The sequence below is a fragment of the Rhizobacter sp. P2_D12 genome (assembly GCF_056404395.1).
The window spans coordinates 1-22,474 of sequence record NZ_JBFUEB010000101.1 but is presented as its reverse complement, the minus strand read 5'-3'; the positions used below and the strand labels follow the sequence as shown (position 1 = coordinate 22,474).

Genomic DNA, 22,474 nt, shown 5'->3' with positions numbered 1-22,474 from the left:
GGTGCGGGGCGGGTGCTGCTGCGCGGGGCCGGTGCGGCTGCCGACGCGGCGGCCGCGGCCTCGGTGGCCGAGGACAGCCCCGGCGAGGTCGTCGGCGCGGCGGCGAGGTTGCGCGTCGACGGCGGGTCGAACAGCATCGTGTATTCGCGCACCAGGCGGCCGCTCGACCAGGTGATCTCGAGGATCACGTCGACGAAAGGCTCCTGCACCGCACGATCGCTCGTGACGCGCAGGTAGGGCCGGCCATCGGCACGGCGTTGCAGCGAGACCTGCGTGGCGGGCAGCACCTGGTTGTAGTCGACGCCGGCGGCGCGGTACGACTCGGGCGGCGCGATGCGCACGTTCAGGGCGGATGCCTCTTCGGGCGACAGGCTGGTGACGTCGATTTCTGCGCGCAGGGTCTCACCCAGCGCCGACTGAACCTGCATGCGGCCGAGGCCCAGGGCCCAGGCGTTGGCAGCGGACAAACACATGGCAGCGACGGCCACGCCAGTCAGTGCGAAGCGGCGAGCGAACAGCGAATTTCTTTTCAAGGCGTCTCCCAATTGGAGGTGGCGGGCAGTGTGCAGGGCTCCCGTCGATTGGTGTTATTCCACACGCACCCCAGGCGCAGTAGAAAACACAATAACATCAACTAGATACGAAGACAAGCTCATGCATTGGCTGACATTCCCGCCGCAGACGGGATTCCGAGGTACTTCGGAGTGTCCTGTTGCGGTCGGGCAACGCAACGAGACACTCCATTCACACTTGCTTACCGAGCGGCCTGCTGCCTATTGAGCATCCAGCAGGATCCGCAGCATGCGGCGCAGCGGTTCGGCCGCGCCCCACAGCAGCTGGTCACCGATGGTGAACGCGCCCAGGTACTCCGGGCCCATCGCCATCTTGCGCAGGCGCCCGACCGGGATCGTCAGCGTGCCGGTCACCGCGACCGGCGTCAGGTCGGCCAGCGTGGCTTCGCGGTTGTTCGGCACGACCTTGACCCACGCGTTGTCGTTCGCGATCAAGGCCTCGATGTCGGCCATCGGCACGTCTTTCTTGAGCTTGAAGGTGAGCGCCTGGCTGTGGCAGCGCATCGCGCCGACGCGCACGCAGAAGCCGTCGACCGGAACCGCCGGCGTGCCGAAGCCTTCGCCCTGGCCGAGGATCTTGTTGGTCTCGGCCTGGCCCTTCCACTCTTCCTTGCTCATGCCGTTGCCCAGGTCCTTGTCGATCCACGGGATCAGGCTGCCGGCCAGCGGCACGCCGAAGTTGGCCGTCTCGGCCTGGCCGAGCGCACGCTGCTTCGCGACCAGCTTGCGGTCGATCTCGAGGATCGCGCTCTTGGGGTCGTCGAGCAGGCCCTTCACCTCGGCGTTCAGCGTGCCGAACTGCGTCAGCAGCTCGCGCATGTGCTGCGCGCCGCCGCCCGACGCCGCCTGGTAGGTCTGGGTGCTCATCCACTCGACCAGGCCGGCCTTGTAGAGCGCGCCCACGCCCATCAGCATGCAGCTGACGGTGCAGTTGCCGCCGATCCAGTCGCGCTGGCCGGCCGCGAGGGCCTTCCTGATCACCGGCATGTTCACCGGATCGAGCACGATGACCGCGTTGTCCTTCATGCGCAGCGACGACGCCGCGTCGATCCAGTGGCCGTTCCAGCCGGCGTTGCGCAGTTTCGGGTAGACCTCGTTGGTGTAGTCGCCGCCCTGGCAGGTGATGACGACGTCGCAGCGCTTGAGCGCGTCGATGTCGTGCGCATCCTTCAGCGCGGTCTCGTTCTTCGCGTACGACGACGGTGCCTTGCCGCCGGCGTTGCTGGTGCTGAAGAACACCGGCTCGATCAGTGCGAAGTCGTTTTCCTGCGCCATGCGGTCGATCAGCACCGACCCCACCATGCCGCGCCAGCCCACCAGGCCGACCAATTGCGTAGCCATCTTGTTTCCTGTTCGTTGAATTCGTTGCTTGAAGGTGTTTGCGTGCCGGGAATCCCGGGAATCAGGCGTTCGCTTTCAGGTGGGCGACCACGGCGTCGCCCATCTCCTTCGTGCCCACCTTCGTGGTGCCTTCACTGTGAATATCGGCGGTGCGCAGCCCCTTTGCCAGCACGGCCTTGACGGCGGCCTCGATGCGCTGCGCCGCCGCTTCCTGGTCCAGGCTGAAGCGCAGCATCATCGCGGCCGACAGGATGGTGGCCAGCGGGTTCGCGATGCCCTTGCCGGCGATGTCGGGGGCCGAGCCGTGGCTGGGCTCGTACAGGCCCTGGTTCTTCGCGTTCAGCGAGGCCGACGGCAGCATGCCGATCGAGCCGGTCAGCATCGCCGCCTCGTCGCTCAGGATGTCGCCGAACATGTTGCCGGTGACGATCACGTCCAGCCGCTTCGGCGCCTTCACCAGCTGCATCGCGGCGTTGTCGACGTACATGTGCTCCAGCGCCACGTCCGGGTACTGCGCATGCACCTCGGTGACGACGTCGCGCCAGAACTGGAAGGTCTCCAGCACGTTGGCCTTGTCGACGCTCAGCACCTTCTTGCTGCGCTTGCGCGCGGCCTGGAACGCGACGTGGGCGATGCGCTCGATCTCGGGGCGCGAGTAGCGCATCGTGTCGAAGGCCTCCGGCGCGCCGGCGAACGCGCCATCGGGCGAGGTGCGGCGGCCGCGCGGCTGGCCGAAATAGATGTCGCCGGTGAGCTCGCGGATGATCAGCAGGTCGAGGCCGGCCACGACCTCGGGCTTCAGCGTCGACGCATGCGTCAGCTCCTCGTAGCAGATCGCCGGGCGGAAGTTGGCGAACAGCTCCAGGTTCTTGCGCAGGCCCAGGATGGCCTGCTCGGGGCGCAGGTGGCGCTCGAGCTTGTCGTACTGCCAGTCGCCGACGGCGCCGAACAGCACCGCGTCGGCCGACTTCGCCAGCGCCAGCGTGGCCGCGGGCAGCGGGTGGCCGTGGGCGGCATAGGCGGCGCCGCCGACCTTGGCCTCTTCCATCTCGAAGCGCAGGTCGAGGCAGCCGAGCACCTTGACGGCCTCGGCCATGATCTCCACCCCGATGCCGTCACCCGGCAGGATTGCAATCTTCACGAGTCAGTTTCCTTTGTGTTGGCCGACGGCGAGCCGTTCGACGAGCACCTTCTCACACAGCTTGCAGGCGACGTAGCAGGCCGCCGCCACATACCCCGAGACCACCAGCTGCACCAGTTGCCAGAGCCCGCCATCGCGCACCGCGTCCCAGCCGTAGGTGGTCAGGAACTCGAGGTTGGCGCTCAGCACGTGCAGCAGGTTCAGCGACGACAGCCCGAAGCCGACGAAGCTGAACCCCAGCAGCAGGAAGGCCAGCCACCAATGCCGCGCCAGCAGGCTGTAGAGGCGGCTGTACGGCATGGCGGCCATCCCTCACACGCGCTGGGCGAGCCAGGGTTTCTTCAGCAGGCGTTCGGCCTCGAAGGCGCGGATCTTGTCGGCATGGCGCAGCGTCAGGCCGATGTCGTCGAAGCCGTTGAGCAGGCAGTACTTGCGGAAGGGCTGGACGTCGAAAGGGATCGCCTCGCCGCCCGGCCGTTCGACGACCTGGCGTTCCAGGTCGATCGTCAGCTTGTAGCCGACGAAGGCATTCACCTCGTCGAACAGGCGGCTCACCTCGTGCTCGGGCAGCACGATGGGCAGCAGGCCGTTCTTGAAGCAGTTGTTGAAGAAGATGTCGGCGTAGCTGGGCGCGATGATGGCGCGAAAGCCGTACTGGTCGAGCGCCCACGGCGCGTGCTCGCGCGACGAGCCGCAGCCGAAGTTCTTGCGCGTCACCAGCACCGAGGCGCCCTGGTAGCGCGGCTGGTTCAGCACGAAGTCCGGGTTCGGCTTGCGCGTGGCCGGGTCCTGGCCCGGTTCGCCATGGTCGAGGTAGCGCCATTCGTCGAACAGGTTGGGGCCGAAACCCGACTTCTTGATCGACTTCAGGAACTGCTTCGGGATGATCGCGTCGGTGTCGACGTTCTCGCGGTCGAGCGGGGCCACGAGGCCGGTGTGGATGCGGAAGGCTTGCATCGGGAGTCTCCTCAAGAGAGCCGGCGGACGTCGACGAAATGGCCCTGCATCGCCGCCGCGGCCGCCATCGCCGGGCTGACCAAGTGAGTGCGCCCGCCGGCGCCCTGGCGGCCCTCGAAGTTGCGGTTCGAGGTGGACGCGCAGCGCTCGCCCGGCTCCAGCCGGTCGGCGTTCATCGCCAGGCACATCGAGCAGCCCGGCTCGCGCCATTCGAAGCCGGCGCCGCGGAACACCTGGTCGAGGCCTTCGCGCTCGGCCTGCTCCTTGACGAGGCCGGAGCCCGGCACCACCAGCGCCAGCTTGACGTTCGACGCCAGCTTGCCGCCGATGCGTCGCACGACGGCGGCGGCTTCGCGCAGGTCTTCGATGCGCGAGTTGGTGCACGAGCCGATGAAGACCTTGTCGATCAGGATGTCGACGATCGGCTTGTTCGGCTCGAGCGCCATGTACTGCAGCGCACGCTCCATCGCGCTGCGCTTGCCGCTGTCCTTCTCGCGGTCTGGATCGGGCACGCGGTCCTCGATCGACAGCACCATCTCGGGCGAGGTGCCCCAGGTGACCTGCGGGCGGATCGTCGCCGCGTCGAGCTCGACCACCGCGTCGAAGTGCGCGCCCGGGTCGGTGTGCAGCGTGCGCCAGTAGGCGACGGCATGGTCCCACTCGATGCCGGCCGGCGTGAACGGGCGGCCCTTCACGTAGGCGACCGTGGTGTCGTCGACGCCGATCAGGCCGGCACGCGCACCGGCCTCGATCGCCATGTTGCACACCGTCATGYGGCCTTCCATGCTGAGGGCACGGATGGCGCTGCCGGCGAACTCGATGGTGTAGCCGGTGCCGCCGGCGGTGCCGATGCGGCCGATGATGGCCAGCACGATGTCCTTGGCGCTGCAGCCGCGCGGCAGCACGCCGTCCACCTTGACGAGCATGTTCTTCGCCTTGCGCGCCAGCAGCGTCTGCGTGGCCAGCACGTGCTCGACCTCGCTGGTGCCGATGCCGTGCGCCAGCGCGCCGAAGGCACCGTGCGTGGAGGTGTGCGAATCGCCGCAGACCACCGTCATGCCGGGCAGCGTGGCGCCCTGCTCCGGGCCGATCACGTGGACGATGCCCTGGCGCTTGTCGTTCATCTTGAACTGCGTGATGCCGACGCGGTCGCAGTTGGCGTCCAGCGTGTCGACCTGCAGCTTCGAGATCGGGTCGGCGATGCCGTGCGAGCGGTCGGTGGTGGGCACGTTGTGGTCGCTGACCGCCAGGTTGGCCGACAGGCGCCACACCTTGCGGTGCGCCAGGTCCAGCCCTTCGAACGCCTGCGGGCTGGTCACTTCGTGCACCAGGTGGCGATCGATGTAGAGGACGGCGGTGCCGTCTTCCTCGGTGTGGACGACGTGTTCGTCCCAGATCTTGTCGTACAGCGTACGGGCCATGATGGGCTTCCGGTGGAAAACTCTGGCGAATTGCGGATTTTAGGCGCTGAACAATGAAAAACCCCGGCGCCAGGCCGGGGTTTTCGCAGGGTGGAGTTCAGGCTGCTTGCCGGCGGGGCTCAGGTTCGCTGCGCAATCGGTTTGACGTTGCGCTGCGTGGCACCGTGGAATAGCTGGCGCGGGCGGCCGATCTTGTACTCCGGGTCACCGATCATCTCGTTCAGCTGGGCGATCCAGCCGACGGTGCGCRCGAGCGCGAACACGGCCGTGAACAGGCTGACCGGGATGCCGATCGCGCGCTGCACGATGCCCGAGTAGAAGTCGACGTTCGGGTACAGCTTGCGGGCGACGAAGTACTCGTCTTCCAGCGCGATCTTCTCGAGCTCCATCGCGAGCTTGAACAGCGGGTCGTTGTGCAGGCCGAGCGCGTTCAGCACCTCGTGGCAGGTCTCGCGCATCAGCTTGGCGCGCGGGTCGTAGTTCTTGTACACGCGGTGGCCGAAGCCCATCAGCTTGATGCCGGAGTTCTTGTCCTTGACCTGCTTGATGAACTCGCCGATCTTCTCGACGCCACCCATCTTCTGCACGTCTTCCAGCATGTTCAGCGCCGCCTCGTTGGCGCCGCCGTGCGCCGGGCCCCACAGGCAGGCCACGCCGGCCGCGATGGCGGCGAACGGGTTGGTGCCCGACGAGCCGCACAGGCGCACCGTCGAGGTCGACGCGTTCTGCTCGTGGTCGGCGTGCAGGATGAAGATGCGGTCGATCGCGCGCACGATCACCTCGTTCGGCTCGTACTCCTCGCACGGCGTCGCGAACATCATGCGCATGAAGTTGGCCGAGTACGACAGGTCGTTCTTCGGGTAGATGTAGGGCTGGCCGATGCCGTACTTGTAGGCCATCGCCACCAGCGTCGGCATCTTCGCGATCAGGCGGATCGCCGAGATCTCGCGGTGCTTCGGGTTGTTGATGTCGGTGCTGTCGTGATAGAAGGCCGACATGCCGCCCACCAGGCCCGTCAGCACGGCCATCGGGTGCGCATCGCGGCGGAAGCCGCGCAGGAAGAACTGCATCTGCTCGTTGACCATCGTGTGGTTGGTCACCATCTTCACGAAGTCGGCCTTCTGCGATTCGTTCGGCAGTTCGCCGTTCAGCAGCAGGTAGCAGGTTTCCAGGTAGTCGCAGTGCGTGGCCAGCTGCTCGATCGGGTAGCCGCGGTACAGCAGCTCGCCCTTGTCGCCGTCGATGTAGGTGATGGTCGACTGGCAGGCCGCGGTCGACAGGAAACCGGGGTCGTAGGTGAACTTGCCCGTCTGGGCGTACAGCTTGCGGATGTCGATGACGTCCGGGCCGATCGTGCCCTTGTAGACCGGCAGGTCCATCGCAGGGCTGCCATCGGAGAACGACAGGGTGGCTTTCACGTCGGACGGGGTCATGGGCATTCCTTCAGAGGTAAGAGACTCAATACACGCGCATTCAGTGCCGGGCGCGCATCAGCTGCAGCACTTCCAGCACCTCAGCCCGCTGCAGGTCGCCATCGGGCTCCTTGCGGGCGAGCAACAGGTCGAGCAGATCGTTGTCAGACAGGTCCATCAATGCGCCCAGGCCCTCCGCCTGGCGCGTCGTCAGCGCCGCTTGATGGCGCGCGAAGAACCGCTCGACGAACAGGTCGTTCTCGAGCAGGCCGCGGCGGCAACGCCAGCGCAGCTTGCTCAGGGCACGTTCGTCGAGCAGGGTTTCGGTCATGGCGTGGGGGTCAGACGGCGCGGCGCACCATCAGTTCCTTGATCTTGCCGATCGCCTTCGTCGGGTTCAGGCCCTTCGGGCAGACGTCGACGCAGTTCATGATGGTGTGGCAGCGGAACAGGCGGTACGGGTCCTCGAGGTTGTCGAGGCGGGCCGAGGTGTCTTCGTCGCGGCTGTCGGCGATGAAGCGGTAGGCCTGCAGCAGGCCGGCCGGGCCGACGAACTTGTCCGGGTTCCACCAGAAGCTCGGGCAGCTGGTCGAGCAGCTCGCGCACAGGATGCACTCGTACAGGCCGTTCAGCTCCTCGCGCTCTTCGGGCGACTGCAGGCGCTCCTTCTCGGGCGGCGGCGTGTCGTTGACGAGGTAGGGCTTGATCGAGTTGTACTGCGTGAAGAACTGCGTCATGTCGACGATCAGGTCGCGCACCACCGGCAGGCCCGGCAGCGGCTTGAGCACGACGACGTCCGGCAGCGTGCGCATGTTGGTCAGGCACGCGAGGCCGTTCTTGCCGTTGATGTTCATCGCGTCCGAACCGCACACGCCTTCRCGGCACGAGCGGCGGAAGCTGATCGACGGATCGACCGCCTTCAGCTTCATCAGCGCATCGAGCAGCATGCGCTCGCTGCCGTCGAGCTCGACCTCGATCGTCTGCATGCGCGGCTTGGCATCGGTGTCCGGGTCGTAGCGGTAGATCTGGAATACACGCTTGGTCATTGGAGCCCCTCGTCCGATGAGTACATCGGCCGATCCCCCGAGGGGATGCGGGCCGGCTTGGGAGCGGCCCGGCGCTCGGCCCGCCACTGGTTTGCAGTCATTGTCATGGTCATCCTCAGAACGAGCGCACCTTGGGCGGGATCGATTCCGCCGTCAGCGGGGTCAACTTGACGGGCTTGTAGTCCAGGCGGTTGCCCTCGCTGTACCACAGCGTGTGCTTCATCCAGACCTTGTCGTTGCGGCCGTTCGGGAATTCGGCCGAATCGGCGTAGTCGTTGACGGTGTGGGCGCCGCGGCTCTCGTGGCGGGCGGCCGCCGAGATCATCGTGGCCATCGCGGCCTCGATCAGGTTCTCGACCTCCAGCGCCTCGATGCGGGCGGTGTTGAACACCTTGGACTTGTCGGCCAGGTGGATGTTCTTCACGCGCTCGGCGATCGCCTTGACCTGCTCGACGCCCTCGTCCATCGACGCCTGCGTGCGGAACACGCCGGCATGCTTCTGCATCGAGGTGCGCAGGTCGTTGGCGACGTCCTGGGCGTACTCGCCGCCGCTGCTGTCCTCGTACTTGTTCAGGCGCGCCAGCGTGCGCTCGGCGGCGTCGGCCGGCAGGTCCTTGTGGGCCTTGCTCTTCAGCGCGCTGTCGATGATGTGGTTGCCGGCCGCACGGCCGAACACCAGCAGGTCGAGCAGCGAGTTGGTGCCCAGGCGGTTCGCGCCGTGCACGCTGACGCAGGAGCATTCGCCCACCGCGTACAGGCCGTTCACCACCGCGTTCGGGTCGCCGTCCTTCGGCACCACCACCTGGCCGTGGATGTTGGTGGGGATGCCGCCCATCTGGTAATGGATGGTCGGCACCACCGGGATCGGCTCCTTCGTGATGTCGACGTTGGCGAAGTTGTGGCCGATCTCGAGCACGCTGGGCAGGCGCTTCATGATGGTCTCGGCGCCCAGGTGGGTCATGTCGAGCACCACGTAATCCTTGTTCGGACCGCAGCCGCGCCCTTCCTTGATCTCCTGGTCCATGCAGCGCGAGACGAAGTCGCGCGGCGCCAGGTCCTTCAGCGTCGGTGCGTAGCGCTCCATGAAGCGCTCGCCGTCGCTGTTGCGCAGGATCGCGCCCTCGCCGCGGCAGCCTTCGGTCAGCAGCACGCCGGCGCCGGCCACGCCGGTCGGGTGGAACTGCCAGAACTCCATGTCTTCCAGCGGGATGCCGGCGCGCGCCGCCATGCCCAGGCCGTCGCCGGTGTTGATGAACGCGTTGGTGGACGCGGCGAAGATGCGCCCTGCCCCGCCGGTGGCCAGCAGCACGGTCTTGGCCTCGAGGATGTGCAGCTCGCCGGTTTCCATCTCCAGCGCGGTGACGCCGACCACGTCGCCATCGGCGTCGCGGATCAGGTCGAGCGCCATCCACTCGACGAAGAAGTGGGTGTGCGCCTTGACGTTCTGCTGGTACAGCGTGTGCAGCATCGCGTGGCCGGTGCGGTCGGCCGCGGCACAGGCGCGCTGCACCGGCTTCTCGCCGTAGTTGGCGGTGTGGCCGCCGAACGGGCGCTGGTAGATGGTGCCGTCGGGGTTGCGGTCGAACGGCATGCCGAAGTGTTCGAGCTCGTACACCACCTTGGGCGCCTCGCGGCACATGAACTCGATCGCGTCCTGGTCGCCGAGCCAGTCGGAGCCCTTGACGGTGTCGAAGAAGTGGTAGTGCCAGTTGTCTTCGGACATGTTGCCGAGCGACGCGCCGATGCCGCCCTGCGCGGCCACCGTGTGCGAACGGGTCGGGAACACCTTGGACAGCACGGCCACGTTCAGGCCGGCCCGCGCCAGCTGCAGCGAGGCACGCATGCCCGAGCCGCCGGCGCCGACGATCACGACGTCGAACTTGCGCTTGGAGATCGAGGAAGAAGAGAAGCTCACGTCACAGTCTCCAGAGCACTTGAACCGCCCAGCCGGCACAGCCGACCAGCCACACCAGCGTGAACACCTGCAGCGCCAGCTTGACGCCGACCGGCTTCACGTAGTCCATCAGCACGTCGCGCACGCCCACCCACACGTGGTAGGCCAGCGAGACGATCACGACGAAGGTCAGCACCTTCATCCACTGGCGCGAGAAGATGCCGGCCCACTTGTCGTAGCCCATCGGGCCGCCGACCAGCACCTGCACGATCAGCGCGAGGGTGAACAGCGCCATCAGCAGCGCGGTGACGCGCTGGGCCAGCCAGTCGCGCAGGCCGTAGTGCGCCCCGACGACGAGGCGCTTGGATCCGTAGTTGGTTGTCATGGGGTTGCGCTTCAGAAGAACAGCTTGTAGCCGAGCACCAGCGTCAGCAGCAGGCTCAGCGCCAGCGTGACCAGGGCCGAGACGCGGCCGAATTCCTTGCTGACCGAATGCGTGGCATCCATCCACAGGTGGCGCAGGCCGGCGATGAAGTGGTGCAGGTAGGCCCAGATCAGGGCCAGGCAGGTCAGCTTGATGAACCAGGCCGGCACGAAACCTGCTCCGCCGAGGAACACCCCGGTGAATTGCGAGTAGGAGACTTCGGAGGTGAGGCTGGTATCGAACATCCAGATGATGAACGGCAGCAGCACGAACATCACGAGGCCACTGACGCGGTGCAGGATGGAAACCCATCCTGCGGGGGGCAGCCGGTACTGGGTGGCGTCGATCAGACGCATCGTTCCTGGCCTTTGCTTGGAAAGCTCTGTCATACCAACCTTGTGTGCGAGTTGTGTGCGAGACGAAACCGGAAGATTTTATTGCAACGCAGCACTTGCGCCGCGCTTTGATGATTAGCTGAGTTCGTTGCGGTAGTAGTGCGATTCCGTGTTGTACAGTCCGCGCCGCAATTCCACCGGCTTGTCGCCGTAAGTCCGCGACAGGCGCTCGACGCTCAGCAGCGGCGAGCCCACCGGCACGCGCAGCAGCTCGGCGGCGGCGACATCGGCCGACACGGCACGCAACTGTTCTTCGGCGCGGATCATGCGCACGCCGAACTCGGTCTCGAACAGGCCGTACATCGGGCCGCGGTAGTCCGACAGCCGCTCGGCGGTCAGCCCCTTGAACAGCGCCGCCGGCAGCCAGATGTCGTCCAGCACCACCGGCACCTGGCGAAAGTGCAGCAGCCGGCGCACCTGCACCGCGGTGTCGCCGGCCTTCAGCTCGAGCGAGCGGGCCACCTCGGCCGGTGGGCGCAGGCGGCGGCAGTCGATGAAATGCCGGGTCGCGCCGCCGATCTCGCCGTCGTCGGGCATCAGCCGCAGGAAGCGGTAGGCGATCTTCTGCTCGGCGTGGGTCGCGACGAAGGTGCCCTTGCCCTGGCGGCGCACCAGCAGGTTCTCGTCGGCCATCGCATCGATCGCCTTGCGCACCGTGCCCTGGCTGACCTTGTAGCGGGCGGCCAGCTCCATCTCGCTCGGGATCGCCTCGCCCGGCTTCCACTCGCCGCTTTGCAGGCTGCGCGTGATCAGCGCCTTGATCTGCTGGTACAGCGGGCTGAACGCCGGCCCCGCGGCATCGGCGGGCGATGCATCGGCAGGGGACGACAGGGACGACGACGACGTGGCCATGAGACCGCGATTGCAGCACAGCTCGGGGCTTCGCGTCCACGACCGATGCAAGATGTCTTATATAAGACATAAGATGGTTGACAAAGCCGAGGGTTGGCACCTAGACTCCCCTACACTTCGGGCTCGCACAGCAGGCTGCACCAGTCGTCTTCTTGCAGCGCTGTTTTCCGACCCCTGACACCTGCGGAGACCTCTCATGAGCAAGAAACCCGTTCGCGTTGCCGTCACCGGCGCCGCCGGCCAGATCGGCTATGCCCTGCTGTTCCGAATCGCCTCGGGCGAGATGCTCGGCAAGGACCAGCCGGTGATCCTGCAACTGCTCGAGATCCCCGACGAGAAGGCCCAAAAGGCGCTGAAGGGCGTGATGATGGAGCTCGACGACTGCGCCTTCCCGCTGCTGGCCGGCATGGAGGCCCACGGCGACGCCAACACCGCCTTCAAGGACACCGACTACGCACTGCTGGTCGGCGCCCGCCCCCGCGGCCCCGGCATGGAGCGCAAGGACCTGCTGGCAGCCAACGCCCAGATCTTCACCGCCCAAGGCAAGGCGCTCAACGCCGTCGCGTCGCGCAACGTCAAGGTGCTGGTGGTCGGCAACCCGGCCAACACCAACGCCTACATCGCGATGAAGAGCGCGCCCGACCTGCCGCGCAAGAACTTCACCGCGATGCTGCGCCTGGACCACAACCGCGCCGCATCGCAGATCGCCGCCAAGACCGGCAAGCCGGTCGCGAGCATCGAGAAGCTGGCCGTGTGGGGCAACCACTCGCCGACGATGTACGCCGACTACCGCTTCGCTACCATCGACGGCAAGTCGGTCAAGGAACTGATCAACGACGACGTGTGGAACAAGGACGTGTTCCTGCCCACCGTCGGCAAGCGCGGCGCCGCCATCATCGAGGCGCGCGGCCTCAGCTCGGCCGCGTCGGCCGCCAACGCCGCGATCGACCACATGCGCGACTGGGCGCTGGGCAGCAACGGCAAGTGGGTCACGATGGGCATCGCCTCCGATGGCCAGTACGGCATCCCGAAGGACACGATGTTCGGCTTCCCGGTCACCACCGCCGGCGGCGAGTACAAGCTGGTCGAAGGCCTGGCGATCGATGCGTTCTCGCAGGAGCGCATCAACCTGACGCTGAAGGAACTGCAGGAAGAGCAAGAGGGCGTCAAGCACCTTCTGTAAGCACGGCTGCGGGCCCGATGGAAGGCCGGACTGCATCCGGCCTTTTTTTCGGCTCGGCATCGAGGAGCGAGCGATGAGCGACTGGAATCCCGAGCTGTACAGGCAATTCGAGGACGAGCGCACCCGTCCGGCGCGCGACCTGCTGGCGCAGGTGGATGCCATCCCGGCCGGGCCGGTGGTCGACCTGGGATGCGGGCCGGGCAACTCGACCGAACTGCTCGTGAACCGCTTCCCCGGCACCGAGGTGGTCGGCACCGACACCTCCGAGGCCATGCTCGCCAGCGCGCGCGAGCGCCTGCCCGGCTGCCGCTTCGAGCAAAGCGACATCTCGGAATGGCAGTCGCCTGCGCCGGCCGCCCTGGTCTACGCCAATGCCTCGCTGCAATGGGTGCCCCGCCATGAAACCCTGCTGCCGCACCTGTTCGCGCAGCTCGCGCCGGGCGGCACGCTGGCGATCCAGATGCCCGACAACCGCGACGAGCCGACGCACCGGCTGATGCGCGAAACCGCCGCGCTCGCGCCCTGGGCCGAACCGATCGGCGACCACGACCGCAAGCGCACGCCGATGCTGCAGGTCGGCGGCTACTACGACCTGCTCGCGCCGCTGGCCGCGCGGGTGCAGGTCTGGCGCACTATCTACCAGCACCCGATGGGCGGCGCGGCCGACATCGTCGAATGGGTCCGCGCCACCGGGCTGAAGCCGTTCATCGACCCGCTGTCGCCCGAACTGCGCGCCTCCTTCCTCGACGCCTACACGCGCCGCATCGATGCGGCCTACCCGGTGCACGCCGACGGCCGGCGGCTGCTGGCCTTCCCGCGCCTGTTCATCGTCGCGAAGAAGGCCGCGTGATGACCCGCACGCCGAGCCTGCATCCGCGCGACATCCTGTTCGGCGCCGACGATGCGCTGCGCTCGATTCCCGTCTGCGACCACTACGCCGGCGTCGAGGCGCGCATGCACAAGAGCCTCGCGCTGCAGAACGAGCTGGGCCCGGTGTTCGACGTCACGYTCGATTGCGAGGACGGTGCGCCGGTCGGTGGCGAGGCCGAGCATGCGCTGCTGGTCGCGTCGCTGGTGATGTCGCCGGCCAACCGGCACGGCCGCGTCGGCGCCCGGCTGCACGCGCCGGACCAGCCGGCCTTCGACGGCGACGTCGATACGCTGGTGCGCGACGCCGGCGAGCGCCTGGCCTACCTGATGGTGCCCAAGGTCGACGGCCTGGCGCAGCTGCAGGCGGCCATCTCGGCCATCGACGCGGCCTGCGTGAACCATGGGCTCACGCGGCAGATCCCGGTGCATGCGCTGGTCGAGACCCACGGCGCGCTGCGCGAGGTCGACGCGATCGCCGCGCACCCGCGCATCGAGTCGCTGTCCTTCGGCCTGATGGACTTCGTGTCGGCCCACCGCGGGGCGATCGGCCAGAACGCGATGAGCGCGGCCGGCCAGTTCGAGCACCCGCTGGTGCTGCGCGCCAAGCTGGAAATCTCGGCCGCCTGCCATGGCCACGGCAAGGTGCCGTCGCACTGCGTCGTCACCGAATTCCGCAAGCTCGACCTGCTGCAGGCGGCGGCCACCCAGGCGGCGCGCAGCCTGGGCTACCTGCGCATGTGGAGCATCCACCCGGACCAGATCCGCACCATCGTCGATGCCTTCGCGCCCACCGCGGCCGAAACCGACCAGGCCGCCGAGATCCTGCTGGCGGCCCAGGCGGCGCACTGGGCCCCGACCAGCCACCGCGACACGCTGCACGACCGGGCCAGCTACCGCTACTTCTGGCACGTGCTCGACCGCGCCCGGCGCACCGGCCAGCCGCTGCCGATCGAGATCCGCCGCGCCTTCTTCGGGGAGGCGCCGTGACGTTTTCCACGGCGGCGCGCGGCAACTGCGCAACAAGCCATCAAATTGTTTCAATCCGGGCCGGTGACACACGAAGTGGGTCATTGCCCACCTCCACAMTCGCTCCTTCTCACAACCCGTTGGAGCGACACGATGTCCCGCAACCTGATTCTTGCCCTCGCCTTCGGCCTGGCTTCCGCCGCAGCGATGGCCGCCGATCCCGCGACGCCGGCCAAGCCGGCCGCCAAGCCCGCCGCCGCCAAGCCGGCGGCCAAGGCCCCCGCCAAGAAGGCCGAGCCGACGCTGCCGCAGGCCGACCAGACCCAGCTGGATGCCGCCGAGCGCACGCTGTTCGGCCCGTACCAGTGCGAGTTCGACCAGACGATCGACGTCGCGATGAACCCGAAATTCCCCGGCTACGTCGACGTGAACTACCAGAAGAAGGTGTTCACGATGAAGCCGGTGCTCTCGTCGACCGGCGCGCTGCGCCTGGAAGACGTCAAGGGCGTCACGCTGCTGCTGCAGATCGCCAACAAGTCCATGCTGATGGACACCAAGGCCGGCAAGCGCCTGGTGGACGGCTGCGTGCACGAGAAGCAGCGCGCTGCCGCCGAGGCCGCGGGCAAGTAACCCGTCTCTCTCCGGAGATCGACGCCAGCGCCCCGGCCCCCGTTTCGTTTCTTGCGCCTCGGTTCGCTCCCGCGACCGGTGGCCGGCGCCTGGCAGATCGCTCGATGCGGTCCTGCAGGGCATTCCCTTTCCTGACCTGACCGCACCGGAGATCCCATGCTTCAAGCCTATCGCCAACACGTCGCCGAACGCGCTGCCCTCGGCATCCCACCGCTGCCGCTGTCGGCCGCGCAAACCGCCGAACTGATCGAGCTGCTGAAGGCGCCGCCGGCCGGCGAAGGCGCCCACCTGGTCCACCTGCTGACGCACCGCGTGCCCGCGGGCGTGGACGATGCCGCCAAGGTCAAGGCCTCGTACCTGGCCGCCGTGGCCCACGGCACCGAAGCCAACACGCTGATCTCGCGCGAACTCGCGACCGAGCTGCTGGGCACGATGCTCGGCGGCTACAACATCAGYCCGCTGATCGACCTGCTGGACGACGCTGCGGTCGGCGCCGTGGCGGCCAAGGGCCTGAAGGGCACCTTGCTGATGTTCGACCAGTTCCACGACGTCAAGGCCAAGGCCGACAAGGGCAACGACCATGCGCGCGCGGTGCTGCAGAGCTGGGCCGATGCCGAGTGGTTCACGTCGCGCCCCGAGGTGCCGGCGTCGATCACCGTCAGCATCTTCAAGGTGACCGGCGAGACCAACACCGACGACCTGTCGCCGGCGCCGGACGCCTGGAGCCGCCCCGACATCCCGCTGCACGCGCTGGCGATGCTGAAGAACACCCGTCCCGGCATCACGCCCGAAGAGGACGGCAAGCGCGGCCCGATCAAGTTCATCGAAGACCTGCGTGCCAAGGGCCACCTGGTGGCCTACGTCGGCGACGTGGTCGGCACCGGCTCGAGCCGCAAGTCGGCCACCAACTCGGTGCTGTGGTTCACCGGCGAAGACATTCCCTACGTGCCGAACAAGCGCTTCGGCGGCGTGTGCCTGGGCAACAAGATCGCGCCGATCTTCTACAACACGATGGAAGACGCCGGCGCGCTGCCGATCGAGCTCGACGTCAGCCAGATGGCGATGGGTGACGTGGTCGAGCTGCGCCCGTACGAAGGCAAGGCCCTCAAGGACGGCCAGGTGATCGCCGAGTTCAAGGTCAAGAGCGAGGTGCTGTTCGACGAGGTGCGCGCCGGCGGCCGCATCCCGCTGATCGTCGGCCGCGGCCTGACGGCGAAGGCGCGCGAGGCGCTGGGCCTGGCGCCGTCGACGCTGTTCCGCTTGCCGCAAAGCCCGGTGGACACGAAGAAGGGTTACTCGCTGGCGCAGAAGATGGTCGGCAAGGCCTGCGGGCTGCCGGTGGTCAACGGCCAGCAGCAGGGCGTGCGCCCGGGCACCTACTGCGAACCGCGCATGACCAGCGTGGGTTCGCAGGACACCACCGGCCCGATGACGCGCGACGAGTTGAAGGACCTGGCCTGCCTGGGCTTCAGCGCCGACCTGGTGATGCAGAGCTTCTGCCACACCGCGGCCTACCCGAAGCCGGTGGACGTGAAGATGCACCACGAGCTGCCGGAGTTCATCAGCACCCGCGGCGGCATCTCGCTGCGCCCGGGCGACGGCGTGATCCACAGCTGGCTGAACCGCTTCCTGCTGCCCGACACCGTCGGCACCGGCGGCGACAGCCACACCCGCTTCCCGATCGGCATCAGCTTCCCGGCCGGTTCGGGCCTGGTGGCGTTTGCCGCGGCCACCGGCGTGATGCCGCTGGACATGCCCGAGAGCGTGCTGGTGCGCTTCAAGGGCACGATGCAGCCGGGCGTCACGTTGCGCGACCTGGTCAACGCGATCCCGCTGTACGCGATCAAGCAGGGGCTGCTGACGGTCGAGAAGAAGGGCAAGAAGAACATCTTCTCGGGCCGCATCCTCGAGATCGAGGGCCTGCCCGACCTGAAGGTGGAACAGGCCTTCGAGCTGAGCGATGCGTCGGCCGAGCGCTCGGCCGCCGGCTGCACGGTGCACCTGAACAAGGAACCGATCATCGAGTACATCAACAGCAACATCACGCTGATGAAGTGGATGATCGCGCAGGGGTATGCCGATGCACGCACGCTGGAGCGCCGCATTGCCGCGCAGGAAGCGTGGCTGGCCAACCCGCAGCTGCTGAAGGGCGATGCGGATGCCGACTATGCGGCGGTGATCGAGATCGACCTGGCCGACGTGCACGAGCCGATCGTCGCCTGCCCGAACGACCCGGACGACGTGAAGACGCTGGCCGAGGTGTCGGGCGCGAAGATCGACGAGGTGTTCATCGGTTCGTGCATGACGAACATCGGCCACTTCCGTGCGGCCAGCAAGCTGCTGGAAGGCAAGCGCGACATCCCGGTGAAGCTGTGGGTGGCGCCGCCGACCAAGATGGATGCGCACCAGCTGACCGAGGAAGGCCACTACGGCGTGCTGGGCACGGCCGGTGCGCGCATGGAGATGCCGGGCTGCAGCCTGTGCATGGGCAACCAGGCGCAGGTGAAGGAAGGCGCGACGGTGTTCTCGACCAGCACGCGCAACTTCCCGAACCGGCTGGGCAAGAACAGCAATGTCTACCTCGGGTCGGCGGAGCTGGCGTCGATCTGCTCGAAGCTCGGGCGGATTCCGACGAAGGCGGAGTACATGGCCGACATGGGCGTGCTGACGGCGGCAAGCGACAAGGTCTACCAGTACCTCAATTTCGATCGCATCAAGGAATACACCGAAGCTTGATGGACGGCCCGGCCTCCGTCTGCGCGGCAAAGGCGCGCGCGGGGAGGCTGTGGCGCGCCGGCCAGAGCGGTCCTCGCCCTGGCGGGCGATGACTTCCCTCCGCTGGCTGGTTTCATGGCCCGTCGCCGAAACTCCCGCCGCTCGCTTCGCTCGCTGTGGTCAAACAGTCGGCGACAGTCAGACCACGAAGCGTGCTGGCGCACGCGCGCCATGAAACCAGCCAGCTCCGGCGCCCCGTCCTGATTGGCGCGCCACAGCCTCCCCGCGCGCGCCTTTGTGCACCGCCGTGCTCCTTCGGCCGTGACAAGCGAACAACAGACAGACAAGGCATGCGTGCGCTCGCCTGCTCAATCCCCTGACCAGTCTCTTCCCCCCAACAAGAGCGACTGGTGCCTCGCGGCGGGTGAGGGGATGGGCTGGGGGCGATTTCTGGGGCGACGGAGAAGATCGGCTTTGGGGATGGCGCGCGCCAGCGCGCTTCGTGGACTGACTCATCGGCACTGTTTGACCACAGCGAGCGAAGCGAGCGGCGGGAGTTTGCCGATGCATCCCCAAAGCCGATCTTCGCAGCGGAGTCGGCGCCCCCWGGGGCGCCGACCGCCCCGGCATGAGCCCCCAGCCCATCCCCTCACCCGCCGCGACGCAGCAAGACACGCCAGAATCAGTCCCGCTCAGGCGCAATCTCCGTCGCGTAATCCACCAGCGCCCCCAGGATGTCCTGCGCCCGTTCGTCCTCGGCCAGCAGTTCAGACTCCTGCAGCGCATCGATCCGGTCGAAGAAGGCCTGCAGCGTCAGCGCCCCCCCTGCCCCGTCGTGCAGCTTGTGCACCCGGTGCTCCAGCCACTGCGCCTGCTCGGCCTCGCTGAGCGTCTGCGGGAAGTTGCGCGCCCGGTAGCGGAACAGGATCTCGGCCAGCCGCGGATCCGCGAACGCCGGCCGCTTGTCGGCCAGCTGCTGTGGCGACAGCCCGCGCAGCCGCTGCAAGGCCTTGCGGTCCTCGTTGCCGACGAAGCCGCCGTACAAGTCCTCGTCGACGTCCGGCGGGGTATCGGCCGCCGGCCGCTCGAACACCGCCGGCCACATGCCGGCCAGCAGATGCCCCTGCTTCGCCGCCACCTCGGCGAACGCCAGCGCGCGCGGCACGTCGACGCCCCACTTGGCCGCCACCGCATCGCTCAGCGTCTTCAGGTTGCCGATCACCATCGGCGACTTGTTGATGTGGATGGTCTTGATCGGCAGCCGCGTCACGCCCTCGGGCAGGGCCTCGGCCTTGCTGAACATGCGCTGGCGGATCGTCTCGACGTCGAGCGTGAACAGCTCGGCCGGGTCGCTGGCCAGGTCCCAGACGATCACTTCGTTCTTGTTGGTCGGGTGCGGCGCGAGCGGCCACACCAGCGCCATGCAGCCGCGTTCGACGCCGTACATGCCCGAGATGTGCAGGAACGGCCGCCCGACGCCCATCTCCTGGATCACCTCGTCCTTCTTGCGCAGCCGCAGGCAGAAATCCCACAGCCGCGGCTGGCGTGACTTGATCAGGCGCGCCAGCGCGATCGTCGCCCGCACGTCCGACAGCGCATCGTGCGCGGCCTCGTGCGCCAGCCCGTTCGCCGCCGTCAGGTGTTCCAGCTTGAACGAAGGCCGGCCATCGTCATGCGTCGGCCAGGCGATGCCTTCGGGCCGCAGTGCCCAGGTGAGCCGCACGACGTCGAGCAAATCCCAGCGCCCGCACTGGTTCTGCCATTCGCGCGCGTACGGATCGATCAGGTTGCGCCAGAACAGGTGGCGCGTCACCTCGTCGTCGAAGCGGATCGAGTTGTAGCCGACGCCGATGGTGCCGGGCTGCGCGAGTTGCCGCTCGATCGCGTCGGCGAACGCATGCTCGGGGATGCCGCGCTCGAGGCAGGCCTGCGGAAGGATGCCGGTCAGCAGGCAGGACTCGGGGTCGGGCAGGTAGTCGGGGGCCGGCTGGCAATACACCATCAGCTCGCCGCCCGGCAGTTCGTTGAGCTCGGCATCGGTGCGGATGGCGGCGAACTGCGCCGGCCGGTCATGCCGCGGCACGCGCCCGAAGGTTTCGTAGTCGTGCCAGAGAAACGTGAGATCGGTCATGCCGCGCAATCTACCAGCACCCGTCGGATGAAGTTTTTCGACATGCATGGTTTCGTTTCCACGCACCCAAACAGGTCGAATTGCTCGAACAGCGCCTGTTCGGTGCCGCATTTGCACCTTAAGGGTTCGATGCAGGCATCCGATATTCCCGTTTGACTGGGTCCGGTCTGGAGCAGGTGTACGCACACCCGGCCGACCCCGCGAACGAATTCCACACAAAGGACGCCCTTCATGGCCAGCATCATTCAGTTCCTGACGACCGCACAGATCGCCGGCTTGTCGACGAAGTCCATCGCGGGATTCACGACGGAAGACTGGGCCGCGTTCAATACCGCACAGTTCCAGGCGCTGACGACGGCTCAAGTTGCTGCCATCCCGTCCACCAACATCTCCGCCATCGGCACCGCCGAACTCGCGGTGATGGAAACGCAAGACCTGCGCGCCCTCAGCTCGACCGCGCTGCGCGCCCTCAATTCCGACCAGCTCGGCGCCTTCAACTCCGACCAGTTCGCCGCGCTCACCACGGCCCAGGTCGCCGCGCTGACCACCACGCAGATCTCGCAGCTCGGCACCGACGACCTGAACGCGCTGACGACCAACCAGTTCGCCGCGCTGACCACCGCACAAGCCGCCGCGCTGACCGCCAGCCAGATCCCGACGCTGGAATCATCCGACCTGCGCTCGCTCAGCACCGCCGCGATCCGCAACCTGAGCACCGCCCAGGTCGATGCGCTGACCTCCGACCAGATGGGCCAGCTGACCACCTCGCAGGTGGCAGCGATGACGACCGCCCAGCTGTCCAACCTGGTGTCCGACGACCTGAACGCGATGAACACCGCGCAGTTCGCCGCGCTGTCCACCGCGCAGGTCGCGGCGCTGACGCCCAGCCAGGTCGCCGCGCTGCAGTCGGATGACCTGCGTGCGCTGAGCACCGCCCAGTACGCCGCGATGACGACCGCCCAGGTCGCCGCACTGACCTCCGACCAGCTGCCCAACCTCGAGTCGAGCGACCTGCGTGCCCTGAGCACCGCCGCGCTGCGCCAGCTCAATTCCGACCAGCTGGCCTCGCTGACCAGCGACCAGTTCGCCGCGCTGACGACCGGCCAGGTCGCCGCGCTGACGACGACCCAGCTGTCCACGCTGGGCTCGGACGACCTGAACGCACTGACGACCACGCACTTCGCCGCGCTGTCGACCGCCCAGGCCGCCTCGCTGACCACCGACCAGATCCCGACGCTGCAGACCGACGACCTGCGCGCGCTGAGCACCGCCGCACTGAAGGGCTGGAGCACGGCGCAGATCGATGCGCTGACCTCCGACCAGGTCGGCGCGCTGACCACCGCCCAGGTGGCCGGCCTGACGACCGCCCAGCTGTCCAACCTGGCCAGCGACGACCTGAACGCGATGAACAGCGCGCAGTTCGCCGCGCTGTCCACCGCCCAGGTCGCTTCGCTGACGGTGTCGCAGATCGCCGGCATGCAGACCGATGACCTGCGCGCCCTCGGCACCGCCCAGTACGCCGCGCTGACCACCGCGCAAGTCGGCGCGCTGACCAGCGACCAGATGCCGAACCTGGAATCCGCCGACCTGCGGGCCATCAGCACCGCCGGCATCCGCGGCCTGAACAGCGACCAGTTCGCCGCCCTCACCTCCGACCAGATCGCGTCGCTGACGACCGCGCAGGTGGCTGCGCTGACGACCGGCCAGATCGCCTCGCTGGCCTCGGACGACCTGAACGCCCTCAACACCCAACAGTTCGCGACGCTGTCGACCGCGCAGGCCGCCGCGCTGACGTCCGACCAGATCCCGACGCTCGAGTCGGCCGACCTGCGTGCGCTGAGCACCGGCGCGCTGAAGGGCTGGAGCACCGCGCAGGTCGACGCGCTGACCTCGGACCAGATGGGCCAGCTGACGACCGCCCAGGTCGCCTCACTGACGACCGCCCAGCTGTCCAACCTGAGCAGCGACGACCTGAACGCGCTGACGACCAACCAGTTCGCCGCGCTGTCCACCGCCCAGGTGGCCGCGCTGACGCCCAGCCAGATCGCCGGCCTGCAATCCGATGACCTGCGTGCGCTGAGCACCGCCCAGTACGCCGCGCTGACGACCGCCCAGGTCGCCGCGCTGACCAGCGACCAACTGCCCAACCTCGAGTCGAGCGACCTGCGTGCCATCAGCACCGCGGCGCTGCGCCAGCTGAACTCGGACCAGCTCGGCTCGTTGACCAGCGACCAGTTCGCCGCGCTGACGACCGGCCAGGTCGCCGCACTGACGACGACCCAGCTCGCCTCGCTGGCCTCCGACGACCTGAACGCGCTGACGACCACGCAGTTCGCCGCGCTGTCGACCACGCAGGCCGCCGCGCTGACGACCGACCAGATCCCGACGCTCGAGTCGGCCGACCTGCGTGCGCTGAGCACCGCCGCGCTGAAGGGCTGGACCACCGCGCAGATCGACGCGCTGACCTCCGACCAGATGGGCCAGCTGACGACCACCCAGGTCGCCGGCCTGACGACCGCCCAGC

20 protein-coding genes and 1 pseudogene are annotated in these 22,474 nt (G+C 67.6%); 6 read left to right on the top strand and 15 right to left on the bottom strand.

Translation table 11 applies throughout. The features are described 5' to 3' along the window. From AC1DYN_RS25715 to AC1DYN_RS25655, 13 genes are all read right to left on the bottom strand, one after another. Positions 1–473: type IV pilus assembly protein FimV (locus AC1DYN_RS25715; protein ID WP_477964389.1), on the bottom strand; the 473-nt coding region annotated here is incomplete at its 3' end. Positions 474–773: 300 nt separating this feature from the next. Continuing rightward, positions 774–1,913 (bottom strand): aspartate-semialdehyde dehydrogenase, encoded by a 1,140-nt coding sequence (asd, locus tag AC1DYN_RS25710; protein ID WP_477964387.1) that lies wholly within the window; start codon positions 1,911–1,913, stop codon positions 774–776. Positions 1,914–1,974: 61 nt separating this feature from the next. Then, positions 1,975–3,054: a 3-isopropylmalate dehydrogenase gene (gene leuB, locus AC1DYN_RS25705; RefSeq protein WP_477964385.1), complete on the bottom strand. Its 1,080-nt coding sequence runs from the start codon at positions 3,052–3,054 to the stop codon at positions 1,975–1,977. Positions 3,055–3,057: 3 nt separating this feature from the next. Next, positions 3,058–3,354: a hypothetical protein gene (locus AC1DYN_RS25700; RefSeq protein ID WP_477964383.1), complete on the bottom strand. Its 297-nt coding sequence runs from the start codon at positions 3,352–3,354 to the stop codon at positions 3,058–3,060. A gap of 12 nt (positions 3,355–3,366) precedes the next feature. Further along, positions 3,367–4,011: a 3-isopropylmalate dehydratase small subunit gene (gene leuD / locus AC1DYN_RS25695; RefSeq protein ID WP_477964381.1), complete on the bottom strand. Its 645-nt coding sequence runs from the start codon at positions 4,009–4,011 to the stop codon at positions 3,367–3,369. Positions 4,012–4,022: 11 nt separating this feature from the next. Beyond that, complete coding sequence (leuC, locus tag AC1DYN_RS25690) at positions 4,023–5,432, bottom strand: 3-isopropylmalate dehydratase large subunit (protein ID WP_477964379.1); 1,410 nt, start codon at positions 5,430–5,432, stop codon at positions 4,023–4,025. Between the two features lie 119 nt (positions 5,433–5,551). Continuing rightward, a complete protein-coding gene (gltA, locus tag AC1DYN_RS25685; protein WP_477964377.1) occupies positions 5,552–6,865 on the bottom strand; it encodes a citrate synthase in 1,314 nt (437 codons plus the stop codon). Positions 6,866–6,905: 40 nt separating this feature from the next. Then, positions 6,906–7,175: an FAD assembly factor SdhE gene (locus AC1DYN_RS25680; protein WP_477964375.1), complete on the bottom strand. Its 270-nt coding sequence runs from the start codon at positions 7,173–7,175 to the stop codon at positions 6,906–6,908. Between the two features lie 10 nt (positions 7,176–7,185). Continuing rightward, positions 7,186–7,890 carry a succinate dehydrogenase iron-sulfur subunit gene (locus tag AC1DYN_RS25675; protein ID WP_477964373.1) on the bottom strand — a complete coding sequence of 235 codons (705 nt, stop codon included), beginning with the start codon at positions 7,888–7,890 and terminating at the stop codon, positions 7,186–7,188. A 115-nt stretch (positions 7,891–8,005) separates the two neighbouring features. Further along, the gene (gene sdhA / locus AC1DYN_RS25670) at positions 8,006–9,733 is read right to left on the bottom strand and encodes a succinate dehydrogenase flavoprotein subunit (protein WP_477964391.1); all 1,728 of its coding nucleotides are present in this window, start codon (positions 9,731–9,733) and stop codon (positions 8,006–8,008) included. 73 nt (positions 9,734–9,806) lie between these two features. Then, complete coding sequence (gene sdhD, locus AC1DYN_RS25665) at positions 9,807–10,169, bottom strand: succinate dehydrogenase, hydrophobic membrane anchor protein (RefSeq protein WP_477964371.1); 363 nt, start codon at positions 10,167–10,169, stop codon at positions 9,807–9,809. An 11-nt stretch (positions 10,170–10,180) separates the two neighbouring features. After that, a complete protein-coding gene (gene sdhC / locus AC1DYN_RS25660; protein ID WP_477964369.1) occupies positions 10,181–10,597 on the bottom strand; it encodes a succinate dehydrogenase, cytochrome b556 subunit in 417 nt (138 codons plus the stop codon). A gap of 81 nt (positions 10,598–10,678) precedes the next feature. Then, positions 10,679–11,455 carry a GntR family transcriptional regulator gene (locus AC1DYN_RS25655; RefSeq protein WP_477964367.1) on the bottom strand — a complete coding sequence of 259 codons (777 nt, stop codon included), beginning with the start codon at positions 11,453–11,455 and terminating at the stop codon, positions 10,679–10,681. Positions 11,456–11,651: 196 nt separating this feature from the next. Here AC1DYN_RS25655 and AC1DYN_RS25650 point away from each other — a divergent pair, with 196 nt between their 5' ends. The 5 genes from AC1DYN_RS25650 to acnB all read left to right on the top strand — a co-directional run bounded on the left by AC1DYN_RS25650 (position 11,652) and on the right by acnB (position 17,840). Next, on the top strand, positions 11,652–12,638 hold the full coding sequence (locus AC1DYN_RS25650) for a malate dehydrogenase (RefSeq protein ID WP_477964365.1): 987 nt from the start codon (positions 11,652–11,654) through the stop codon (positions 12,636–12,638). Positions 12,639–12,711: 73 nt separating this feature from the next. Next, entirely contained in the window at positions 12,712–13,488 is a 777-nt protein-coding gene (tam, locus tag AC1DYN_RS25645) for a trans-aconitate 2-methyltransferase (protein ID WP_477964364.1), read from the top strand. Then, positions 13,488–14,495 carry an HpcH/HpaI aldolase/citrate lyase family protein gene (locus tag AC1DYN_RS25640; protein ID WP_477964362.1) on the top strand — a complete coding sequence of 336 codons (1,008 nt, stop codon included), beginning with the start codon at positions 13,488–13,490 and terminating at the stop codon, positions 14,493–14,495. The genes tam and AC1DYN_RS25640 overlap by 1 nt, the downstream gene beginning before the upstream one ends. 132 nt (positions 14,496–14,627) lie before the next feature. Continuing rightward, complete coding sequence (locus AC1DYN_RS25635) at positions 14,628–15,104, top strand: hypothetical protein (RefSeq protein ID WP_477964360.1); 477 nt, start codon at positions 14,628–14,630, stop codon at positions 15,102–15,104. A gap of 156 nt (positions 15,105–15,260) precedes the next feature. Beyond that, on the top strand, positions 15,261–17,840 hold the full coding sequence (acnB, locus tag AC1DYN_RS25630; RefSeq protein WP_477964358.1) for a bifunctional aconitate hydratase 2/2-methylisocitrate dehydratase: 2,580 nt from the start codon (positions 15,261–15,263) through the stop codon (positions 17,838–17,840). Between the two features lie 661 nt (positions 17,841–18,501). On the opposite strand, the gene sbcB is transcribed toward acnB, so the two are convergent. After that, a complete protein-coding gene (gene sbcB, locus AC1DYN_RS25625) occupies positions 18,502–19,950 on the bottom strand; it encodes an exodeoxyribonuclease I (protein ID WP_477964356.1) in 1,449 nt (482 codons plus the stop codon). Beyond that, a complete protein-coding gene (locus AC1DYN_RS25620) occupies positions 19,947–20,192 on the bottom strand; it encodes a hypothetical protein (protein WP_477964354.1) in 246 nt (81 codons plus the stop codon). The genes sbcB and AC1DYN_RS25620 overlap by 4 nt, the downstream gene beginning before the upstream one ends. Between AC1DYN_RS25620 and AC1DYN_RS25615 the strand changes: the two are divergent. Further along, positions 20,182–22,474: pseudogene (locus tag AC1DYN_RS25615) on the top strand (hypothetical protein); the annotation flags it as partial. The gene AC1DYN_RS25620 and the pseudogene AC1DYN_RS25615 sit on opposite strands and share 11 nt — an antisense overlap.